A 25,491-nucleotide genomic window follows, 5' to 3' on the forward strand; every position below is an offset into this window, starting at 1 on the left:
ATTAAATGGGAAAAATAAATATATTATCTGCAGAATTATCAAATAAAATAGCGGCAGGAGAAGTTGTTGAAAGACCTTCTTCTGTTGTTAAAGAGCTTGTGGAGAACTCTATCGATGCAGGGAGTACAAATATTAAAGTTATAATCAAGGAATTTGGTATTCAACAAATTAGAATTATTGATAATGGTAGTGGTATTACTAATGATGATTTGGCACGTGCATTTTTACGCCATGCGACTAGTAAAATAAGTGCTGACTATGATTTATTTCACATAGAAACGCTAGGTTTTAGAGGTGAGGCGCTAGCGAGTATTTCATCTGTGAGTAAAGTAACGATAAAAAGTTGTGCGGGAGAAGCGCAAGGGAAGATGCTAGTTCTTGAAGGTGGGAAAGTAGTTTCTGAGGAATATTACGCACCTATTAAAGGAACTGATTTAAGTGTGGGAAATTTATTCTACAATACACCAGCAAGGTTAAAATATCTACGTAATCCACATACAGAACAAGCTAATATTACTAATATTATTCATAAGTTTGCCCTGTCTTATCCTAATGTAGCTTTCGAACTGCATGTAGATGGTAAGATTACCTTTAAAACATATGGTGATGGTGATGTTCATAAGATTTTATCTAAAATCTATAATATGGGTGTCGCTAGAAATATGATAGAATTTAGTGGTAGCAACGATGATTACAAAGTATTTGGTTATATCTCTGTACCAGAAGAGACAAGAGCTAGTAAGAACTATATAAATATTTTTATTAATGGTCGTTATATTAAAAATTATGGAATTCAAAATGCTATAATCGATGCTTACGGAACGCTATTAATGATTAATAGGTATCCATTATGTGTAATTAATATCGAAATGGACCCAATTTTATTAGATGTTAATGTGCACCCAACTAAGCAAGAAGTTAGATTATCGAAAGAAGCGGAGTTAATACGTCTAATAAAAGAAGTTATCGCAGAAAGACTAAGTAATTATACATATATTCCACAAGGAATGAATAATGTTCTTACGAAAAAAGAAAAAGCGAAAATCGAAAAAATTAATTTCTTAGATGAACTAGATAGTAAATTTGGAGATGTAGAAGATAAGATTAATTTTTCAGAAGAGCAGAGAGAAGTTGTGGACAATGTTCAAGGTGAGAATAGTTTCTCTGAAGAGTCAAAGGAACTAGGTATAAAAACAGAAGATGAAAATAGTTTCTCAGGTAAACCTAAAAAACTTCTTGGCAGTGATGAAAGAGAAAGTAGGTTTACAAATATCTCCAAAGAATATCTAGGAACTACTAAAGATGACAGTAGTTTTTCTGGTAATCAAGAAGAAGTTGCAAGTCATATTATTCATGAAGATGAATTTCTTTTTGGAGGGGATTTGTTAACAAATACTGTTGAAGAAAAAACACCAGTACAAACTAAAGAAAATACGTTTAATCAAAGAAGTAAAACTCAGAAAATTAAGAGTGATTTACCAGATTTAAGCTATAGTTCACATCCTCGTGATAATAGAAATAAATATGGTGATAAACCAACTAAAAAAGAGATAGAGAACTTCATGAATTTCTCTAAAAAAGAAGACAACGCGCGTTATGATGAGCATATTGAAGAAGTAGTCTCTAATGTAGTAAAAGATGATAGTCATTTTAATGAAATTAAAGATGCGAAAATTATTCAAAATGATGATACAAAAGTTCGTACGCTACCTGATTTAAAAGTATTGGCACAAATCTTTAAAACATATATCTTATCAGAGGCTGACAATAAATTATTCCTTATAGATCAGCATGCCGCAGCGGAAAGATATAATTATGAGAAACTGCAACGTGAATTTATAGAAAGAAAGAATTATAAAAAACAGATGTTAATACCGCTTATGTTTGATTTTTCTGTAGAAGAAGCGGCTGAAGTTCGTAATAATTTAGAAAAATTCGAGGAACTTGGTATTGTTTTTGAGGAGTTTGGAGACAATTCTTATGTTGTTCGTGAATTTCCTGGTTGGATAGAAGAAGACGAAGAGCAAATGATAAAAATTATTGTCGAGAAGGTTCTAAGAAATAACAATATAACTTTTAACGAATTAAGAAATGATGCAATTGCCATGGCAAGTTGTAAAATGTCTATAAAAGCAAATCAAGTACTTACAGATGTAGAGATGAATAAGGTTATTAGTGACCTTTATGAATGTAAGAATCCATTTACGTGCCCACATGGACGTCCGATAATTACAAAAATGGAGAAAAAAGATTTAGAAAAAATGTTTAAGCGTATAGTGTAGGAGGTAAGATGAAAAAAATACCTTTAATAGCGATAGTAGGCCCAACTGCAGTTGGTAAAACAGCACTTAGTATAGAACTTGCAAAAGAGTTCAACTGTGAAATAATCTCTATAGATAGTGTTCAAATTTATAAAAAGTTTGATATAGGTTCTGCGAAGGTGAAAAAAGAAGAGATGGATGGGATAGTTCATCATTTAATAGATGAATTAGAACCTACTGATACTTGTTCTGTCTATGATTTTCAAAAACTAGCGCGTAAGAAAATTGAAGAAATACATGCTCGAGGAAAGATGCCATTATTAATTGGTGGAACAGGTTTTTATATGAATGCTGTCCTAAATAAATATGAGTTTACTGATTTAGAGGAGAAAACTTATGATATAGATGTAGATATGGCAAGAGAATATCTAAAAGAAAACTATCCAGATACATACAATACAATTGACCTAGAAAATCACCGTCGTGTAATTAATGCATATAATTATGTAATGAATGAAAAGAAAAGTGTAACAACAAACAACAATGGTGATACTGTTCTAGATTGTTATAATCCATTTTTAATAGTTCTTAATACAGACAGGGAAGTTCTATACAATCGTATTAATAAGCGCGTTGAGCTAATGTTTGAAGAAGGTTTAGAACAAGAGGTTAGAGAAATTATAGAAGAATATGGTTTAGAACTGCAAGCTCTAGGAGCGATAGGATATAAGGAGATGATTCCGTATCTTAAGGGTAATGTTTCTAAAGAAGATACTATTGCAGCTATTTCTCAGAATTCACGCCGTTATGCAAAACGTCAGTTAACATGGTTCAGAAATAAAATGAATGGAACTTGGTATGATACTGCTAATGAGGAACTTTTGGCGAATATCATTAGTGATATCAAAGGAAAATTTAGGGAGTGATTAAAAAATCGTGATTTCTTAAGAAACAAGATTTTGTCGAGTCACCCATGCACAGTTTATTAGCTTTTATAAAGCGAATTTAGATATCAATAAACCACTGCGTCTATGAGTTTTTTGTAAACTTTTTTAAAATCTAGGATTTTTAAGTCACTCCCTTTTTATGATTTATAACAAATAAATTTATTATATAATAGATTAAACTCTAGTTGTAAGAAGATATATTATGAAATTTTAAAATATTTCAAGAGTACTTCTGATTTAACTAGAGTTTTTCTTCATTATATGCTAAACTATTAATACTAAAGATTCTCAGGAGGTAGGAGGAGAAGATGAATTCATTTAAATATCTTAAGCCGAAGTTATTTAGTGTAATGAAAAGTTATACAAAGGAACAATGCTTAAAAGATGTAATTGCTGGTTTGATAGTAGCTGTTATAGCATTGCCTTTGTCGATTGCTTTGGGGATTGCATCTGGGGTGAATCCAGAACAAGGTCTTTATACTGCGATTATAGCAGGTTTTTTTATTTCATTTTTAGGTGGGAGTAGGGTTCAGATAGGTGGACCTACAGCCGCTTTTGTCGTTATTATTTATGGAATCATAGCAGAACACGGAATTGCAGGATTAACTGTTGCAACACTGATGGCAGGAGTTATGTTAATCCTGATGGGATTATTTCACTTTGGTGACTTGATTAAATTCATTCCTAAAACAATTACTATTGGTTTTACTCTAGGGATTGCTATGGGAATAGTAGTTGGTCAGGTGAAAGATTTCCTAGGATTAAGTATGGGAGCAGTTCCTGCTGAGTTTGTTGGAAAGATAGTTGCGTATAGTCATAATATAAAAAGTATAAGTTTTATAACTTTAGCAATAGGTATTCTTGCGATATTAATCCAAGTATTTTGGCCAAAAGTCTCTAAGAAAATACCGGGTTCTTTAATCGCAATACTAGTTACAACATTTTTAGTAGCTATTTTCAAATTACCGGTAAAAACTATTGGTGATCTATATACGATTAAAGCAGGGCTTCCTAGTTTTACAATGCCTACAATTTCGTTCTCTCTAGTTAGGGAGATGATGTTACCCGCATTTACGATAGCAATATTAGCTGCAATAGAATCCTTGCTATCAGCTGTAGTGTCTGATGGTATGACAGGTAGTAAGCACAAATCTAATGCAGAATTAGTAGCCCAAGGTGTTGGGAACTTTATGTCAGCACTTTTCGGAGGAATACCTGCAACAGGTGCCATTGCGAGAACGGCAGCTAATGTGAAAAATGGAGGTAGAACACCAGTAGCTGGAATGGTACATGCATTTACTCTATTATTAATACTGTTATTTTTAATGCCATATGCATCGTATATACCTATGAGTTGCTTGGCTGCGATATTAATAATTGTAGGTTATAATATGAGTGGCTGGCGTATTTGTGTGCGTATGTTAAAGACTGCACCGAAAAGTGATATTGCGGTATTAATTATTACATTCTTATTAACGTTATTCTTCGATTTAGTTATTGCGATAGAGTTCGGTATGGTATTAGCCGCGTTCCTATTCTTAAAACGTATGTCAGATATTGCAGAAGTAAGACAATGGACATACAAAGGTTCATCTGATGAAGATAAACTGTCAGAGGAAGTTGATTTAAAATATGTTCCTAAAAATACAATTGTCTATGAAATATTTGGAGCATTATTCTTCGGAGCTGCAAATGTATTTACTAACTTTGAACATGGTGAAGGAAAAAATGTTTTGATTATACGAATGCGTAATGTTCCTGTTATGGATATTTCAGGATTAGAGGTATTAGAAGAAATATTGGAAACTTGTAAAAAACGTGGGCTAACACTAATATTATCTCACGTAAATGAACAACCGTATCATGTTATGGAAAAAGCAGGATTTATAGAGAAAATTGGTGTTGAAAACATATGTGAAAATATTGATTCATCGTTAGAAAGAGCGGAGAAGTTAGGGAAAATACAAAAAGCATAGAGTTCAAAGAATTGTATTTTGTGGAATTAGTGTATGTATATTTATTTCTGAGTGTATATTAATGAAAATAAGTTGGAAACAATTGGAGGATTCAAAAGTCCTAAATTTAAAAAAAGTGTATATTATAACTCATAGAAGTAGTGGTTTGTTGACATCTAAATTCGCTTTATAAAAGCTTTTTTAGATATCTAATAAACCTTGTGGGGGTGACTTAATGTTAGAATCAGGATTTTTGAGTCACTCTCTTTCTTCATTTCTGGAAGCTTCTTGATTAGTATATGAAATGGGTTAATCTATAAATCACTTTCTTAATTCCAAATTATATATGTGAGTAGTTTTTTGTACATTTAATGTGACATAATAATTTTAAATGGAGGTGAATATTATGGGCATATCAGAAATTTTATTTGAAGTATTGTGGGTAATTTTTTGTAGTTTATGTTTAATATTATTTGTGATATCGAGAAAAATGATAAAAAGAGAGAAATTACTTTTAAAAAAGTTATCAGATGAGGAAATAGATAGTATTAGAATGAGGAATAGTAATTCAAAAATAGTATTGATAATAAGTTTAGGAGTAGCAATAGTATGCTGTATATATCTTGTTATCTCTTTAGTGAACAAAGGGTTGTTGATAAGTTTTTTTGGAGAGACACTAAATGAAGTGATATATTCAGTTATTATTGTGCTTGTATTGTTACCAAATATTTTGGATTCAATTTACACTATTCGTCGTTATAATAAGGTGAAGAAGACTGTAGAGAAAAAATAATGATAAAAAGTTTTTTGAAATACGCACTACATAAAAATCGTAAAATGTAAAGTTAGTTATATTTTCTCTATAATTTAATAATATTTTAAAAGAAAACTATCGTTATATAGTAAATTATATTTATTAAATTGTGAAAATCTAAAAAATTATAAATAATGAGGCTGACCCAAAAGTCCTAAACTTTTTAAAAAAATTATACGAGAACTCATAGGTGCAGTGGTTTGTTGACATCTAAATTAGCTTTATAAAAGCTTTTTAGCTATCTAATAAATTTTGTGGAAGTGACTTGATGAAATCGATTTCTATGGAATTGCGATTTTTGAGTCACTCCCTATTTTTATAAATTTAGAATTATGATTTAATACTTTGATTTATTATTTAAAGAGTAGAGTTTGCAGTTAAAATTAAAAAACTTATTATTTTATCAGTTTTTAAAGAGTGATAAATACGTTTACATTTTAATATATATCTCGAGTAAAAGATATTGTTTTTTTATAAAAAGTATTAATTTTTTATTATTTTTTCGTTTTAAATATACATAATTTAAAGTATATTTTAAGTTCAGAAAGTATAATAAAGAATTGGAATATAATAGTTTGCATAAGTTATTATAAATACCTATAATCTCGGATTGGTTTTATTTAAGAAATGTAAGGAAGGAGAAACAAAAGTGATAGGAAAAAATAATAAATATTTAAGGGACACAAGAAGTGGAGTAAAAGTTGAAAGTTACTCTATTAAAAAGTTTAAAGTAGGGGCGGCTTCGGTTGTAATTGGTGCTAGTATCTTCTTTGGAGCTGCTGGGGTAGCTAATGCAGGAGAAGTTGTAGAGAAAAATACTGAAGTAGCAGTTTCGCCTGGTAAAGAGGAAGCGAAACCTGCTAAAAAAGAGGAGTTAGCCACTGGAAATACTCCCGCTGTAAACAATAATGCTAATATTGGAAAAACAGTAGAAAAACAAGTAGTATTAGACAAAACAAAATTACAAACTAATATTGAAAGAGTAGAAGAACTTTTAGAAAAAATTAATAAAGATAAAGCGCCTGCGTCTACTTTAGCGGCTATTAAAATAGATTTAGAAAATGCTAAAAATGCATTAAATAATAATGAGTTGACACAAGCTGAAGTTGATGCGGTAGCTAAGAAACTTAGCGATAAGCTGTTTGTATTATCTTCAATGCCGAAGGCTAATACTCCTGAAAAAGTAGTAAAAGAAGGAAAAAATACGATTGCTAATACTGGATCTCGTGATTCGCGTAATGGCGATAATATAGAAGTGGGTTCTAATCTAAGATCTGCACCAATTGATACAGCAACCAGCCGTGGAAATCTTGGAATTGTTGTAGCGAACTCTGGATTTATTACAGGATATGCAACACCATCTTCAACAATTGAGATTAAGAGAAATGGTACAACTGTGCTTACTTCTAAACTTGACGATACAGGAACATTTAAATTAAATGCTAAAGGTATCGAAGTTGGAGATAATGTTGAGTTAGTAGTTAATGGAAAGAGTGTTTATACCACTAAAGTAAGTCCGGCAGATACAGTAGCTTTTAATGATAGTTTAGCAGGAATTGCTCAAGTTGACGGATATACAGCGGCAGAAGCTGATGTTGAGGTAACTGTTGGTGGAAAAACTTTTAAAACTAAATCACAAACAAATGGATACTTCACGATTAATGTTGATACGAACTTGATGGTAAAAGATGCAGTTGTTACGACTGTTATCAAAAAGAATGGTCAAGTAGTTGGTCGTGGAACAAGTACGGTTCGTGCAACAAAAGTAACAGATTTCGGTGTTGGTTGGATTAAAAATCCTATGATTAACTATTCAGAACGTGATGTATTCTCACCAGATACGAAGCAATATGCTTTCGTAAGTAAGGGAACGGCTGATAAAGCCTATGATAATATCCGTGTTTACCGTGAAGAACGTATCGAAAACGATGGGAATAAATATTACTACTGGATCTTAGATTCAGGTCCAAGACCAAATGGACTGGCTGGTGTTTCTAAAAAAATTTCACTTGCGATTCCTCGTACAGTTGGAGATCCTTATGAATTTACTTATACAAAATACCAAGATGGAAAACAGACTTTCCACAAGAAGTATGATAGCGCATCAGCATGGGAGTATGAAAACTCAGCTTACCGCGCTTATGTTAAAGATGGTGAACGTCGTTCAGGAGCAACATACGGAGAAAATGTTGATGCTTGGATGGATTATATAAATCCGTCTAATACTTGGAGATGGAATATTTATCGTAACTCTAGTGATGGTACTGATCGTAATCCAGATGCCGCTCCACGTGTTAATGATATGTTAGGGATTTATAAAAATCGACTTGAGTATAATCTTGTTCGAGGTGTCATAGAAGACAAAATGAACGTAGTTGCTGGGCAACGTTCAATTATCACTTTTAAAACTAAAATTCTTGAAGGTGATGATTTAAACAATAGTATTATGTCGGATTGGGGAGATAAAAATACCAATAATCCGATGCTTGCTGAAATGAAAAAACGCCTAGCCAATGACCCATTCCTTGCTTATGGAGGGTATACAGATGGTGGATATAGACGTTATAGAACTGGCGAAAATGCCATTATTGGTGTATTACCATTAAAACCAGAAGAAGCAGACAAATACGACTTAAAACCAAGATCTAAGCCACAAACGACTAAAGTAGGCGTTATTCCAGATGCTTTTAATAGTATTGCAAATCCGGATGAGTTGCCAAAGGGTACAACTTATCGTTGGTTTAAAGACCCGGATGTATCAAAAGCGACAGCGCCAGGTGCACCTGTGTATGGTAAAGTGGAAGTGATTATTCCAGAACGTGGAACATTTATTGTAGATGCACCTATTCATGTTACAGAGGATAAAGCAAAAACACCAGAACCTCCATTAGCAACAGCAAAAGAAGATGGATCTGTAACAGCCAAACCACAAGATTCAACGAAAGTAGATAAAATCAAAGTTAGCTATACAGGAGAAGATGGTTCGAAAAAGACGGCTGAAGGAATTAAAGGCGGAAATGGAACGTGGACTGTTACGGGTAATCCAGAAGTTCAAATCGATGCAAATACAGGAGAAATCACAATCCCAGCTGATAAAGTAAAAGATAATACAGAAGTAACAGCAGTAACAACAAATGGAAACAGTGATGAATCAACTCCTGCAAAAGCAACTGCAAAAGCACCGAAACCTGAAACACCAATTGTAACGGCACCAAATACTGGTGATGTAACAGCAAAACCAAAAGATCCAGCCAAAGTAGATAAAATTACGGTTACTTATAAAGACGAAGATGGATCAAAAGTAACAGTAGTAGGTAATAAAGGAAATGATGGAACATGGACTCTTGAGAACAATCCAGGTGTAACTATTGATGGTCACACAGGTGAAATCACAATTCCAGCTGACAAGGTAAAAGACAATACAGAAGTAACAGCTATAACAAAAAATGGAAATAGTGTTGATTCAGATCCAGCAACAGAAACAGCAAGAGCACCAAAACCTGAAAAACCAACAGTAACAGCAAAAGAAGATGGATCTGTAATAGCAAAACCACAAGACCCAACAAAAGCAGACAAAATTACAGTTACTTACACGGGAGAAGATGGTTCATCGAAAAAAGTAGTGGGAATGAAAGATCCATTTAACCAATGGACTTCAAGTGATCCAGAAATCAAAATCAATGCAGACACAGGTGAAATCACAATCCCTGCTGAAAAAGTAAAAAATGAAACAGAAGTAACAGCTATAACAAAAAATGGAACTAGTGATGATTCAGAACCTGCAACAGACAAAGCAAAAACACCAGATAATGAAGCACCAGTTTTAACACTATCTGTTAACAACATAAAGGTAGTAGAAGGGGAAACTGTAACATTTACAGTGACGGCAAGAGATGACAAAAATGTTACTTTTGATATGAATGATTTTCTAAGTAAATATTTTAATAGATATACTTTAGGGGCAGTGACGGCTAGTTATGTAAAAGATACACCTATATTAAAAGAAGTTAAGTTTACAATTAAAACTGTAGCAGAAGATGTTGGTAAACAAAATACAATTATATTTAACGCAAAAGATGATTCAGGTAACAAAGCTAATCCGGTGATTTTCTCATTTGAGGTAACACCACGTGATAAGACAGCACCAACTATTTCAGCGGATGGAGCAACAGTTACAAGTCGTGAGAAAATTACGCCAATTCCAGTAACAGTTAAAGATAACGATGGCGGAGGTTGGAATGCGTGAAAATACTCCAATTGAAGTAACAGGATTGCCAGAGGGATTGAAATTTGAAAATAATCAAATCGTAGGAACTCCTACAGGAACGCCTGGAACTGCAAAAGTAACGATTAAAGCTTATGATAAGAATGATAATAAGGCTGAAAAAATTATTGAAATTGTAGTCAAAGGGCAAAATGACAAGTATAACCCAGTAGGAAAAGACCAAACGGTACCTAAAAACTCAACGCCTAATGCAGAAGATAGTATTGCGAATAAAACAGAACTTCCGAAAGGGACAAAATATCGTTGGTTAACTCCACCAAACACAAGCCAAGGTGGGCAAACTGTTTCTGCGGTTGTTGTGGTAGAATATCCAGACCAAACAACAGATAATGTTAGTGTGAATATTACTGTACCTACGAATTTAACAGCAGAAGTTACGAAACCAAATGAAGTTTTGGAGAAACGTGCAGTTGACTCTAAAAAAGTTGTCACACCAAATAAAGATGGCTCAACGATAACAACAGAAAAATCAGAAAATGGTTTAACAGTTAATGGAGAAGGTAAATTAACAGGAACGCCAAAAGTAGAAATTTGGGGCAAAGACGAAGAAAAACGTGATGTCACAATTCCGGTTAAAGTTACGAATGGAAATGAAGAAATCAAAGTAAGCGTACCGGTTACAATTCTACGTGATACAGACGGAGATGGTACTCCTGATGTGACAGATACAGATGATGATAATGATGGAATTACGGATGAGGAAGAAAAGAAAAATGGAACAGATCCGAAAACTCCTGACAAACCAGGAAATAAAACATCATACGGTCTAACAGGAGTAGTAAAACCATCTACCGTCACTGAAAATACAGATGTTAATATACCAGAAGTAGTAAAACCAAATAAAGAAAACTCAACGATAGAAACACCAACTGCTATAAATGGATTAACAGTTGCTAATAATGGAAGTTTAACAGGAAAACCAAAAGTAGACTCTTGGGGTGAAGGTGAAGAAGAACGTAATATCACTATTCCAGTTAAGGTTAAGAATGGTTCGGAAGAAGTTAACGTAAGTGTACCGGTTAAAATCCAACGTGATACAGATGGAGATGGTGATCCAGATGTTACAGATAAAGATGATGATAACGATGGAATTTCAGATGAAGATGAAAAGAGAAATGGAACAGATCCAAAAGTTAAAAATGATCTGACAGGAATCGTTACAGCTCCAGCTAAAGTGAAAGAAAAAACTCCAGTACCGACAACTTTACCAAAAGTTGTAACACCGAATAAAAAAGATGCAACAATTGAACCATCAGAATCAGTAAATGAATTGAAAGTTAATGGAGAAGGTAAATTAGAAGGAACACCGACCGTAAAAGATTGGGTTGGCGGAGAAGAGGAACGCAATATCACAATTCCTGTTAAGATTACGAGAGAAAAAGATGGTAAAAAAGAAGAAGCTACGGTATATGTTCCAGTGACAATCCAACGTGATACAGACGGAGATGGAACTCCGGATGTTGACGATTTAGATGATGATAACGATGGAATTTCAGATGAAGATGAAAAGAATAATGGAACAGATCCAAAAGTAGCAAATGATCTAACAGCAGCAGTTACAAAACCGAATGTAGTTATGGAGAAAAAAGAAGTCACTCCAAAAGAAGTTGTCACACCAAATAAAAAAGGCGCAACAATTACAACTACTACAACAGACAATTCAGGAAAAGTGAATGGTCTTTCGGTTAATGGAGAAGGTAAATTAACAGGAACTCCAACAGTAGAAAATTGGGGCAATGATGAAGAAAAAACTATCAATATTCCGGTTACAGTAACAAAAGTCGTTGAAAAAGTAACGGCAAATGGTAAAGAAAATGTTACGGAAACTGTTAAAGTTGATGTTCCAGTAATAATCCAACGTGATACAGATGGAGATGGAACACCAGATGTTTTAGATACAGATGATGACAATGATGGAATTCCAGATGATGTAGAGAAAAGTAATGGAACAGATCCAAAAGTTCCTAATAATTTAACAGCAACAGTTGCGAAACCTGAAAAAGTTAAAGAGAAAAAACCAGTTACTCGAACAAAAGTTGTCACACCGAATATGCCAAATTCAACAATTACGACAGAAAATCCAATGAATGGCTTAAAAGTCAATGAACAAGGTGAGTTAGAAGGAACACCGTCAGTAGATAATTGGAAAAAAGATGAAGAAGAACGTAATATCTTAATTCCGGTTAAAGTAAAAAATGGTGATAAAGAAATCATAGTAAAAGTTCCAGTAACAATCCAACGTGATACAGATAATGATGGAATCCCAGATTCAGAAGACACAGATGATGATAACGATGGAATCCCAGACACTGTAGAGGATAAAAATGGAACAGATCCAAAAGCTGCAAATGGATTAGAAGTAGCAGTTACAGATCCAGACAAAGTGAAGGAGAAAACTCCAGTAACTCCAACAAAAGTTGTAACTCCGAATAAAGAAGGTTCAACGATTGTAACAAACACACCAGATGGAACAGTGAACGGTCTAAAAGTCAATGATAAAGGCGAACTAGAAGGAACACCAACAGTAAATGACTGGGATAAAGATGAAGAAGAACGTACTATTGACATTCCTGTTAAAGTTACTAAAGTTCTAGAAAAATTCACAGAAAATGGTAAACAAGAAGTAACTGAAGAAAAAGACGTAACAGTACATGTAACAATCCAACGTGATACAGACGGAGACGGAGAGCCAGATGTAACAGATAAAGATGATGATAACGATGGAATTCCAGATGAGGTTGAAAAAGCGAATGGAACAGATCCGAAAAAAGCAAACAACCTAACTGCAAAAGTTTCTGATCCAACTAAGGTTACAGAAAAAACACCAGTTCCTTCAACATTACCAAAAGTTGTAACACCGAATAAAGACGGTTCAATAATTACAACAGAAAGTCCAGTAAATGGATTAAGTGTTGATAAAGATGGTAAATTAACAGGAACACCAAGCGTAACTGATTGGGGTAGTGATGAAGAACTTAAAGTAAACATTCCAGTTAAAGTAAAAAATGGTAATGAAGAAATTCGAGTAGAAGTTCCAGTTGTTATTCAACGTGATACAGACGGAGATGGAGATCCAGATGTTACAGATTTAGATGATGATAATGATGGAATTTCAGATGAAGAAGAAAAGAAAAATGGAACAGATCCAAAAGTTGCCACAACACAAACTCCTAAGATAGGAATGACTCGTAAGGACAATGGTGATGTAGTAGTGACACCAACTAAACCGGACGGAACACTTTACCCTAAAGATACGAAGGTAGAAATTCCAGGAGAAAATGGAAAAACAATAGTAGTAACGATAGGTGAAAATGGTTCAGGCACAGTACCAAATGACAATCTTCCAAAAGAAGCAGAAATAGGTCAAGGAACAGTAACAGAACCAAATAAAGAACCATCAAAACCAGTTGATGTAACAACACCAGCGCGTAAGAAACCAACGGTAGAGTTGATTCAAAATCCAAGCACTGGAGATGTAACAGTAACACCTAAGAAACCAGATGGAACAATATATCCTACAGGAACTAAGGTAACAATTCCAGGGAAAGACGGAAAAACGATTGACGTAACAATCGGAAATGATGGAACAGGAACAGTTGCAAATGGTGATTTACCAGAAAGAGATGTACCAGGAACAGCTATCATAACAGAACCAAATAAAAAACCATCGCAACCGGTGGATATTACAACACCGGCTAAAAAGGTACCAACACTACAATTAGACCAAGATCCAAAAACTGGAGATGTAACGGTAACACCTAAGAAACCAGATGGAACAACATATCCACCAGGAACTACGGTAGAAATTCCAGGTAAAAATGGAACTCCAATCACTGTAACAATCGGTGAAGGTGGAACAGGAAAAGTTCCTAATAATGATTTACCAGAAACAGATACTCCAGGAACAGGTAAGATTAAAGAAGATGGTAAACCAGAGGTAGAGATTAAGGTAGAAACACCGAAAAAAATTGATCCTAATGCACCGGAAACAGCACAAGTAGGTACAATTGAAATTACAAGAAAACCAAATGGAGATGCGATTGTAACACCTAAGAAATCAGACGGAACAAACTATCCTAAAGATACTAAGGTGAAGATTCCAGGGGAAAACGGAACAAGTATCGTAGTAACGATAGGAGAAAATGGTTCAGGCGAAGTACCGAATGACCAACTTCCAAAATATGAAGTACCAGGAAAAGGAACAGTAACAGAACCGAATAAAAAACCATCACAACCAGTGGCTGTAACAACACCAGCTCGTAAGACACCAACAGTGGAAATGGAACAAAATCCAAATACTGGAGATGTAACGGTAACACCTAAGAAACCAGATGGAACAACATATCCATCAGGAACTAAGGTAGAAATTCCAGGAAAAGATGGAAAAACTATTGAAGTAACAATTGGCAAAGATGGAAAAGGTACAGTTCCGAATAATGATTTACCTGATGAAGATACACCAGGGATAGGTAAGATTACAGAGCCAGGAAAACCAGCAGAAGATGTTAAGGTAGAAACACCGAAAAAAATTAACCCAAATAACCCAGCGACAGAACAACCAACTGGAATCGACATTAAAAGAAATGAAAATGGAGATGCGATTGTTACACCTAAGAAACAAGATGAAACACCATACCCACCAGGAACTAAGGTGAAAATCCCAGGAGAAAATGGCACAACAATAGTTGTGATAATCGGGAAAGATGGTTTTGGCACAGTTCCGAACGACAAACTTCCAAAACAAGATATTCCAGGAAAAGGAACAGTAACAGAGCCAGGAGCGAGACCATCTAAACCGGTGGATGTAACAACGCCAGCTCGTAAGAAAACAACAGTAGAGTTAGATCAAGATCAAAATACAGGGGATGTAACAGTAACACCTAAGAAACCAGATGGAACATTATATCCAGAAAATACGAAGGTAGAAATTCCAGGTGAAAACGGAAATCCAATCACTGTAACAATAGGAAAAGATGGAAAAGGTAAAGTACCAAATAGTGACTTACCAGATGGAGAAGTACCAGGAACAGCTAAGATTACAGAACCAGGTAAAACTCCTGAAGAAGTTCAAGTGAAAACACCGAAAAAACTAGATCCAAACGCATCACAAACAGAACAACCAGGTGAAATAGTAATTACAAGAAAACCAAATGGAGATGCTGTAGTAACACCTAAGAAACCAGATGGAACAACATATCCACCAGGAACTAAGGTAGAAATCCCAGGAGAAGATGGGAAAACAATTGAAGTAACAATTGAAAATGATGGTTCAGGAACGGTTCCAAATGATAAACTTCCAAAAGAGGCTAAACCAGGAATGGGAACTGTTGCAGAACCGAATAAGAGACCATCTAATCCAGTTGAGGTAACAACTCCTGCTCGTAAGACACCGACAGTAGAATTAGATCAAGATCCAAATACAGGGGATGTAATAGTAACACCTAAGAGACCAGATGGAACAACATATCCACCAGGAACTAAGGTAGAAATCCCAGGTAAGAATGGAAACACAATCACTGTAATAATTGGAGAAGACGGAAAAGGTAAGGTACCGAATAAAGACTTACCAGATGGAGAAGTACCAGGAGTAGCTAAGATTACAGAGCCAGGAAAACCAACTGAAGAAGTACCAGTGGTAACAACACCTGCTCGTAAGACACCGACAGTAGAATTAGATCAAGATCCAAATACAGGGGATGTAATAGTAACACCTAAGAGACCAGATGGAACAACATATCCACCAGGAACTAAGGTAGAAATCCCAGGTAAGAATGGAAACACAATCACTGTAATAATTGGACAAGATGGAAAAGGTAAAGTACCAAATAGTGAATTACCAGATGGGAAAGTTCCAGGAAAAGCTAAGATTACAGAACCAGGAAAATCAACGGTAGAAGTCCCTGTGGTAATAACACCATCGAAGATTAGAACATCTGAAAAAGGTGAACCACAATCACAAAAAACATCAGATAACAAAGAAAATCCAACAGCTAATAAATCTACAAAACGATTGGCAAACACTGGTGAATCTGAAACAAATACAGGGCTAGCAGGTCTAGGACTAGGAATTTTAGGAAGCTTATTAGCGGTAGCTAAAAGACGTAAAAAAGATGAAGAGTAAAAATTACTAAATCATCGAAAATAAATCTTCGAAATTTTCTATTTAGATAATCAAGAAGAGTAAGAAATCCAAGGAAGAATCGAGAGATTCATTTCTTGGATTTTTTTGTGTTTTACTTTTGTCGAAAATCGCAAGTGTAATAGTGATATCATTAGAAAAAATGATTTTTTTCTAGTATAATAAAGTTAGTAATAGGGTAGAATAAAATTAAGAAAAATTATAATTAATACAAATAAGGGGGAGAACATAATGGAGGAACGACATAAAAATATAAAACCCATTTATGATCTAGTTGTTAAAAAAGTATTTCGTAATGAAACTGTAGCATTGCAATTTGTAAAAGATATTTTTGAATTACCGGCAAAAAGCGCTAAACTAATTGAGGGAAATCAAATTTTTGCAGCCAACAGCAATGTAAAAACAGACTTCAATATAGCTGTAGATATTCTAGTGGAATTAGATAATCATGCACAGGTAATTATTGAAGTTCAACTAGCTAAGCAGGTATTTTTCATTAATCGTATTTGGGCATACTTGTGCAAGCAGGTCAATGACAATATAGAGAGACTAAAACAAAATGAAAAAGAGCAGTTCGCTATTTATAAAAAATTGCCACCTGTTTACGTGGCAGCCATCGTTGATCAAAACTATTTTGATGGCGACGAAGCTATAAGTACTTTTTTAATCAAAGAAGAAACTAGAAATATAGAACTAAAAATGCATGTGGATAATGACACTAAAGAAATGCCGCTATTAAAAATCGTATTTTTAGAACTTAAAAAATATAAAGAAAACTCAAACAATGATTATAAGAAAATTAGATGGTTAGAATTTTTTGGGAACAAACAGTACACAGGCGAACCTGATGATGTAATTGTTCAAGCTGATAATTTATTAAATCTTCGAAACTGGACTAAGGAGAAACAACGCATGTATGATGAAGTAACAAGACAACAAGATCATTACTGGGCATCATTAGCTTATGCTCAAGAAGAAGGACGAGCTGAGGGTGTGAGACTGGGAATTGAACAAGGAATTGAACAAGGAATTGAACGAGGAATTGAACTTGGGAAAGAGCAAGAACGAAATACGCTGATTTCTCTGATAAAAGATGGTTATATTTCTCCAAAAGTAGCTGCTGAAAAGCTAAATATTAGTATTGATGAATTGGATAAATATTTATAATAACTTCTAGTTTTAGTTCCTTATTTCATTGTTCAAGCTGATAATTTATTAAATCTTCGAAACTGGACTAAGGAGAAACAACGCATGTATGATGAAGTAACAAGACAACAAGATCATTACTGGGCATCATTAGCTTATGCTCAAGAAGAAGGACGAGCTGCTGGTCGTGCAGAAGGGATCGAACAAGGTCGAATGAAAGAGTTGGTAGATTTATTGAAAGAAGGATTGCTTACTAAAGAGATAGTAGCGAAGAAATTAAAACTTAGTGAAGAAGAGTTAGAGGAGTATTTGTAGTGGAAGTTTATATGTAATACAAGCAACGACATAAAATCCACTTATGATTTGGTGGGAGTGACTCAAAAATCGTGATTTTGAAGAAATCTATTTTGAAGAGTCACTCCCATACAGTTTATTAGATATCTAAAAAGCTTTTATAAAGCGAATTTATATATCGATAAACTATTGCGTCTATGAGTTATCATTTAAATTTAGGACTTTTTGGTCAGCTTAGAAGAAGTAACATTGCAATTTGTAGAAGATATTTTTGAGTTGTCGGCAAAAAGTGCTAAACTAATTGAGAGTAATCAAATCTTTACAGGTAACAGTAGCGTAGAAACAGACTTCAATATAGCTGATGAAACGTTATAGCTACACTTTTCGTTAAGATTTTCTTGTATCTAAAACTGTCAAGAGTATGAGTAAGGTTTATTTTGAGTTTTTTGTTATGAGAGGTTGCTCTTGTTAAATTTAGGAAAGAAATTAGGCTATATTAGGAGATAACGTGTTTTAGTTTATAAAATTTACAAATTACTGAGTCGAATTAGTAATTTTTAAAGTATTTATTTTTTAAAAATATAAAATATTTCTTATTTATTATACTGTGAAGAAAAGTTGTCTATGCATATATATATATATATATATATATATATATATATATATTGTATATTGTGAAACAACGTTGAATTTTATAATGAATAAGTATTTTTTAATATTTTTTATTTCAATTTTACATAAATTAAAGTATATTTTAAGTAAAATATGGTATAATAATGTACTGGAAATATAATAATTTAGAAATTTATTATAAAATCCTTTAATATGAAATTGTTTTTATTTAATTTTTATTCAGATAAAAGGAAGGAGAAATACAGTGATAGGAAAAAATAATAAATATTTAAGGGACACAAGAAGTGGAGTAAAGGTTGAAAGTTACTCTATTAAGAAATTTAAAGTTGGTGCAGCTTCAGTTGTAATCGGAGCTAGTATCTTCTTTGGTGCTGCCGGGGTAGCTAGTGCTGCCGAAGTAGAAAAAGATGCTGGTGTTGAGAAAGTAACTAGTTCAACTGATGGAAAAACAGATGTTCTAAATAACAAGATCTCAACAGAAAAAGAAGTTGTAGTACCTAACAAAAAAGCAGAAGTATCAACTACTAATGCTCCGACTGTGAATAAAGATGCTAAAGTCGATAAAGCAACAGAAAAACAAGCAGTATTAGACAAAACAAAATTACAAACTAATATTGAAAAAGTAGAAGAACTACTAGAAAAAATCAACAAAGATAAGGCGCCAGCTTCTACATTAGCGGCAATTAAAATAGATTTAGAAAATGCTAAGAATACACTTAATAGCACTAGCACAGAATTGACACAAGCTGAAATTGATGCAATAGCTAAAAAACTTAATGAGAAAATTTTTGTATTATCTTCAATGCCGAAGGCTAATGCTCCTGAAAAAGTAGTAAAAGAAGGAAAAAATACGATTGCTAATACTGGATCTCATGACTCACGTAATGGTCAAAGTATGGGTGAAGGAATTAGTTTTAGAGCGGGTGATGTACTAGTAGAAGGTCCGTTGTACAATGTTAAAGAGTATATCTCAGAGGAAAAAAATAGTGGTGGTGGAACATCTGCTGGTCAACGTACCCGAACAATCGATAAAATATTTATGACGGCAAAATATAGCCAAGAAGACGGTAAGAAATATATTACTTATGATGTTTACTTCCAAAATGATGGTGTAGCTTTGAGTGGAGCTACTGGAAATGCATTTTGGTTCTACCCACCTCGTGATCTTTTGTATTCAGGAGGTAGTTATCCTGTAGGAGTTGTTTCTGATGTTTACTACGAACGTTATCAAAAAAATGCAGGAGCAACAGGGATACTTTCTCATAATCCTAATAATTTTACTAGAGTAGGTGATAGGTATACAGTCCCATTGGGGAGATTGGCAAGTAATAGTTATCAGGATTCAGGCTCACAAGGACTATGGGGAGCTGCAGGTGGTCTTTTTCAGATGAGCGGTGGTCCAACCAGAGATGATCAGAGACAACAAATGTTGAAATCATTGAAAGATAATGAGGAGCTAAATCGTATTATTAAAAACCCTAATGGGTCTTATCCTGGTGCGTCTTATTCTCATCTGTTAACTGTATCACCTCGTCAAGATTATGCTTATAAATTTCATATTAAGGTTCGTTTGAGAGATAATGTTACGGAGGCACAAGCCCAAACAGCAGGAACTATGGCTGTAACCGCTAAAGAAGGAAAAGCTTTCACTGCGCTTCAGGCATATGTGTATGCTGCTACTGGAACGAGATTGGAAACCAGATCAGATGCACAATTATATCCTATAAAAGGGAAAGAAGTTACAAAAACAGTTGGGGATTCTCTTGGAGATGTAAGTAATCCTGTAGCATCAGATTTTGTAGTTCGAAATGATGATACTAAAAACTTTCCTGGTGGTATGCGTTGGAATTGGACAAATGGACAACCGAGTACAAGTACTGCAGGAATATTTAAGTATAATGTTACTGCAACATATTCTGATAATTCATCAAATTCGGCAACTGCAACCTTAAAAGTTAAACCTAAACAACCTGTGATTGATCAAAGTTCAGTCAATGAAAAAGCAGGGGAAAAAGGACAAAATGTAGTTGTAACTGTACAAGATGGAGTTCCGGATGGTTCTACTGTAACTTTATATAATGGGAATACAGTTATAGGAACAGGAAGAACAAGTGGTCAAAAAGCTATTATTAATGTATCAGGAGCATTACCGTCAACAGCGATTACAGCTAGAACCAGTGTACAAAACAGTAATGGTAAAGTGGAGTCAGAGCTTAGTGCACCTGCAACACCAACAGAAGTTCCTGATAGAGTTGCACCAACAGTATCGATTAACGGAAAAACATTAACACCAAATGCGGATGATAATCGTTTTATTGTTTACCGTGGCGCAAACTTCAATCCTACATTCGGGGTGCGAGATGACAAGAATAATGTCACTTTATCCATTACAGGTCTTCCAAAAGGTGTTGCAAATGTTTCGACAAATGGAAGTAAGGAATTCAATTATACTATTCCAGGAAATACTGTAGCAGATGACGCTCCGTTTGGAGAAAGTACTGCAACTGTGGTTGCAACAGATGGTCGTAATAGTGCAACATATAAATTTAAATATCGTATAGTCGACGTACAAGCGGTGAACGACAATGCAGAAAATCGTGCTATTGGAAGTGAATTAGGAGATCCTCATAGTCATCTTAAAGTGGCAGACAGCGCTGCTTCTAATAATGACAAGTACTATCCAACTGGTATGCAGTTTAAATGGAAGGAATTCAATTCTAGTACTTTTTCATTTACTGATGTTCCTAACAATACGAAATTAAATGAGGTAGGAAGTGTTACTAAGTATATTGCTACGGCTGTATTCCCTAATACTGTAAATACAAAACGAATTGATAATGTAGATTATACAATTTATACACCTACTCAAAAACCAGTATCAAAGACTTTTAATGTGACGGATACTGTCGCTCCTACTGTTAAAATGACAAATCCAACAAATAATACAGAGTCTGTGTTAGGAAGTAATGAAAATGATCTTCCAGTAGTTGAAGTTTTCAGGGGATCAACTTTAAATATTCCATTAAAAATGTACGACAATAATACAAATGGAAAAATTAATGTTAAATACATTAGTGGATTGCCTACTGGAGTTAACTTAAATAATGGAAACACTCTTTCACAAAATAGTGGTTCAGAAACAAATCCTGCAACTGCTACTATTACAGGTAGAGTGGCTGCAAACGCTGAATTAGGAACTAAGGTTGTTACCTTAAAAGTTTCAGATGATGCAACAGGTGATGTAAATAAAGAAAATCAAGCTACACTAAAATTCAAAGTTAAAACATATGATTTAGCCTTTGAAGATAGAGGTACACCAGTTGACGATAACACTCGTTCAGATATTTTAAGACTTAACGAAACCAGTGTGGATCCAAATCACTATTTAACAACAACAGATGGAACGAATAGAGGAGACGGAAACTTTGGCTCAGATATGAAATTCCGCTATCTAAATGGAAATGAAATTAGAGAGACGGTTTCTTTTGATAAGATTGGGAAACATTCAGTTAAGGCAAGAGCTTATTTCCCTAATAGTAAAACTTCAACAAAAGGATTACCAACAAATCCGTCAGGATTAACAGGGGATACTGCTTCTGTTAATGGAAGAGGATTTTTAGAAAAAACAGTTGAGTTTAATGTGAAGCCAAACACACCAACACTTTCTCAACCTCAATTCAACGGTACAGCAGGTACAAGACCAAATGTGACTGTAGGAAATCTTCCAACAAATGCTCAATTGCAAAATGGAGCAACTGTAACGGTTGAACTATATCAAGGGACTACTAAGGTTGCTAGTAAGACTGTAACAGATAGAAACGGAACTACAACGTTATCTGAAAGAGACTTTACAACTACCTTAATAGAAGGACAACAAGTTCACGCAGTCGTAAAAGTTAGTGGAGGACAAGGTGCTACAGCTTATTCTGTAAGTTCAGATAATAGTGAAAATAGAAATGTTACAGGTTATAATCTAGTAGCTCGTGATATTATCAACGTTAAACGTGGAGAAACGATATCAGCAGATGAGTTGAAGAGATTTATTCAAGTACAAGAAGGAAATGAACGAGTTGATTTACCTCAGGGAGCAACCGTAACAGCAGTACTTGAAACAAATACTATTGCTAGTGGAAGTGAAGAAACAAAAACTGTAGAAGCAACTGTTAATTTCGGAGAAAATAGAACGAAAAAAGTTCGTTTAACGTATAAAGTTCTTAATACATTCCCAATTGCTAATACTATTTATGATTTTAAAGACGTAACTAGAAGTAGTAATCATTCAGATTATTATAGCAATACCGGAAATAATATTCCTGGAGGAATGAATTGGCTTTATAAACGTAGTGGGGGAGCAGAGCAAAGAGGAACGAGCTTTACAGGAACTCTTGCATCAGATCCAGTAGGAACAACTTCTTATGAATTTATTGGTAAGTATGATTATAGTCGTCATACAAATCGTCCAACTTCTACAGGTAATTTAGAACATTCAGCGACATTAGTGCATAAAGTATTTGATATTACTGATAGTGCAGCAGTTACTGTTAGTAAAGGAGCTACTCTAACTACTGAACAAGCTAAAGCAGCAGTTAAAAAAGCTGATGGATCAGATCCATTACCAGAGGGGACAACTTACGAATGGGTAGAAAGCACAGATACAAATACACCAGGTAAAAGAACTTATAAGGTAAAAGTGACATTACCGGTGTCGCAAACAGAAACTGGAAATGATACTCTACCTAGAGCGACACAAGTAAGACCATCTAAGACAATTAATGTAACGGTTAAAGTGAAGCCAACAGCTCCAACGATTACTCCACAAAATAATGGAGATGTTACAATCACACCAGCGAATGAGACGAATGTAAATACATTAAACTTCACTTATATACATCCAAATGGTTCTACACAAAATATTACAGCAACAAAAACAGGTAGCACATGGAGCTTAACTAATGCACCAGCAGATGGGGTAACAATCAATGGAAACACGGGTGTAGTTACGATTAAGGACCGTGCAGTGAAAGATAATCAAACGGTAACGGCTAAATCTGTAACAGCAGAAACTACGCCAGCTGATCGTGTAGAAAGTGATATAACGAATGGAACTTCTCCAGCAGGGGATACAGAAAGACCGAAGTTTGTATTTAATGAAAATAGAAAAGAAACATTCAAAGAAAATGGTGACCAAGTTGTTTATGTAACTCCAACTGAAACTACAGATATTGAAATAGGTAGTGTAACGGATAATTCAAATAAATTATTAAAAGTTGAAATGTCGTCTACTATCTCGGAATTTGGAGGAGTAACTTTTGAAGGAGTAGCGAATCGAACTGACAATGTGGAACTAGATGCTCCAAGAAAAGTTACACTTAGAGGAGTTATTCCTGGTAAAAATGGTAGTAGAAACTGGGTAGGAAATGAAGTCTATACACGTAATGTACGTGCACAAGATGCAGCTACATTAACAACAGAGGACTCAGCTGCAAATACTGTTAAATTCAAAGTTTTAATCCAAAAAGATAAATATACACCAAATACAGTTACTCCAGTAATTGAAAGAGATATTACACAACCTAATACATCGTTGACAGATGAAGAATTTAATAAGATTAAAGACTCATTAACATTCACGGCAGATAAAGGAACAGTTAAGATTGATAAAAACACTCCAAACTTAACATTTGTATCTGACAAAGTGGTAAAAGTAAAAGATGATGGTTCATATTATGTATCAGCTACAGTAACATATCCAGATGGTTCTTCAGAAACAGTGGAACTTCCGGTTGATGCAAAACAAGCGAATAAATCAAAAGCGACATTAACTGCTCAAGAAGTTTCGATCAAAGCTGCAAAAGACAAGACTGCACAAGGTGTAGTTCCAACTACAGAAGCAAGTCGAGTAATTAGTAATATCACAATTCCAAATAATCAGCCACAACCGACTGCTAAAGTTCTTAAAGATAACGGGCGAATTACAGAGGTAGATGGTAAGAAAGTTGCGACAGTTGTATTAACATATTCTGATAACTCTACAAAAGAAGTAACAGTGCCAGTATTAGAAGTTAAACCGGTTGACATTACAACAACATTTAACGAGTTGGATAATACGGTAACAGTTAAACCGAATACAACAGTAGAAAATGGCGACAAATTACACGTAACAATTCGTGGCGTTGGAATGCAGTTAACAAAAACAGCTACAGGTTACACAAATAGTCGTAATGATCGTGATATTACTGTGAATTCAGATGGAAGTATTACAATAACACTAGCAGGCGAAGAAAAATTCCAAGCAGGAGACCGCATTGTAACACGTCACGAAAGCAATAAGAACGGAAAAGTCGATTCATACGAAACAGAAGCATTCGCAGGATTGAAACCAGTTGAGAAAGTTCCAGTAATTAATCTAACGAATCTAACTCCAAAAGAAAAAGAAGACGTTAAAGCAGCCGTGAAAAAAGCGAACCCATCCGTTAATACTGCTGAATTAGAAGTAGCAGCAAATGGGGACGTAAGTTACAGACATAAAGGTGCAGGTGTAGGAACTAGTGACCCAACACCAGTAATTACATTGTCACAAACTGTACGTGAACGTAACGATGCAGAGAAGATTGATCCAACAATTGCAACATTAACACGTTATGTTAAAGAAACAAAACATACAGATGAACAAATCAAAAATGCAATTACAGGCGAACATATTGCTAACAAAGTAATTACAGGTGAAATTCCAACTAATGGCGGAACTGTAGTAGTTAAGGTAACATATACAGATGGAAGTTCTGAAGATGTAAAAGTTCCTATTATAGTGACGCCAGAATTAACACCAGTTAAGCATCTAAATAACTTAACAAACAAAGAAAAAGAATCTGTAAAAGATAAAATACAAGCGTTGAACCCAACAGCTACGAATATAGTTGTAAAAAATAATGGTGAAACAACATTAACATTCTCAGATGTTCCAACAGCAACGTTGACACCAGATAAGACAGTAGTGGAAGCACAATCAAATGCGAT

The 25,491-nt window shown here is 34.4% G+C and carries 10 protein-coding genes; all 10 read left to right on the plus strand.

What is annotated here, in order from left to right; all coding sequences use genetic code 11:
* The first annotated feature begins 5 nt into the window (after positions 1 to 5).
* Positions 6 to 2,282: a DNA mismatch repair endonuclease MutL gene (gene mutL, locus ACO6OL_RS06090; RefSeq protein ID WP_485502494.1), complete on the plus strand. Its 2,277-nt coding sequence runs from the start codon at positions 6 to 8 to the stop codon at positions 2,280 to 2,282.
* 8 nt (positions 2,283 to 2,290) lie between these two features.
* Positions 2,291 to 3,187 (plus strand): tRNA (adenosine(37)-N6)-dimethylallyltransferase MiaA, encoded by an 897-nt coding sequence (gene miaA / locus ACO6OL_RS06095; protein ID WP_314160077.1) that lies wholly within the window; start codon positions 2,291 to 2,293, stop codon positions 3,185 to 3,187.
* A 329-nt stretch (positions 3,188 to 3,516) separates the two neighbouring features.
* Positions 3,517 to 5,184, plus strand: a complete 1,668-nt coding sequence (locus ACO6OL_RS06100) for a SulP family inorganic anion transporter (protein WP_485502495.1) — start codon at positions 3,517 to 3,519, stop codon at positions 5,182 to 5,184.
* A 385-nt stretch (positions 5,185 to 5,569) separates the two neighbouring features.
* Positions 5,570 to 5,956 carry a hypothetical protein gene (locus ACO6OL_RS06105; protein WP_314160075.1) on the plus strand — a complete coding sequence of 129 codons (387 nt, stop codon included), beginning with the start codon at positions 5,570 to 5,572 and terminating at the stop codon, positions 5,954 to 5,956.
* Positions 5,957 to 6,626: 670 nt separating this feature from the next.
* A complete protein-coding gene (locus ACO6OL_RS06110; protein ID WP_485502496.1) occupies positions 6,627 to 10,223 on the plus strand; it encodes a Rib/alpha-like domain-containing protein in 3,597 nt (1,198 codons plus the stop codon).
* Positions 10,216 to 16,383, plus strand: coding sequence for a Rib/alpha-like domain-containing protein (locus ACO6OL_RS06115; protein ID WP_485502497.1), 6,168 nt, complete (start codon positions 10,216 to 10,218; stop codon positions 16,381 to 16,383). The genes ACO6OL_RS06110 and ACO6OL_RS06115 overlap by 8 nt, the downstream gene beginning before the upstream one ends.
* Before the next feature lie 249 nt (positions 16,384 to 16,632).
* A complete protein-coding gene (locus ACO6OL_RS06120; protein WP_485502498.1) occupies positions 16,633 to 17,568 on the plus strand; it encodes a PD-(D/E)XK nuclease family transposase in 936 nt (311 codons plus the stop codon).
* Positions 17,569 to 17,652: 84 nt separating this feature from the next.
* The gene (locus tag ACO6OL_RS06125; RefSeq protein WP_485502499.1) at positions 17,653 to 17,862 is read left to right on the plus strand and encodes a hypothetical protein; all 210 of its coding nucleotides are present in this window, start codon (positions 17,653 to 17,655) and stop codon (positions 17,860 to 17,862) included.
* Positions 17,863 to 18,090: 228 nt separating this feature from the next.
* Entirely contained in the window at positions 18,091 to 18,216 is a 126-nt protein-coding gene (locus ACO6OL_RS06130; protein ID WP_485502500.1) for a hypothetical protein, read from the plus strand.
* 502 nt (positions 18,217 to 18,718) lie between these two features.
* On the plus strand, positions 18,719 to 25,491 hold a 6,773-nt coding region (locus tag ACO6OL_RS06135), incomplete at its 3' end, for a Rib/alpha-like domain-containing protein (RefSeq protein WP_485502501.1).

This window comes from Gemella sp. (assembly GCF_057272915.1).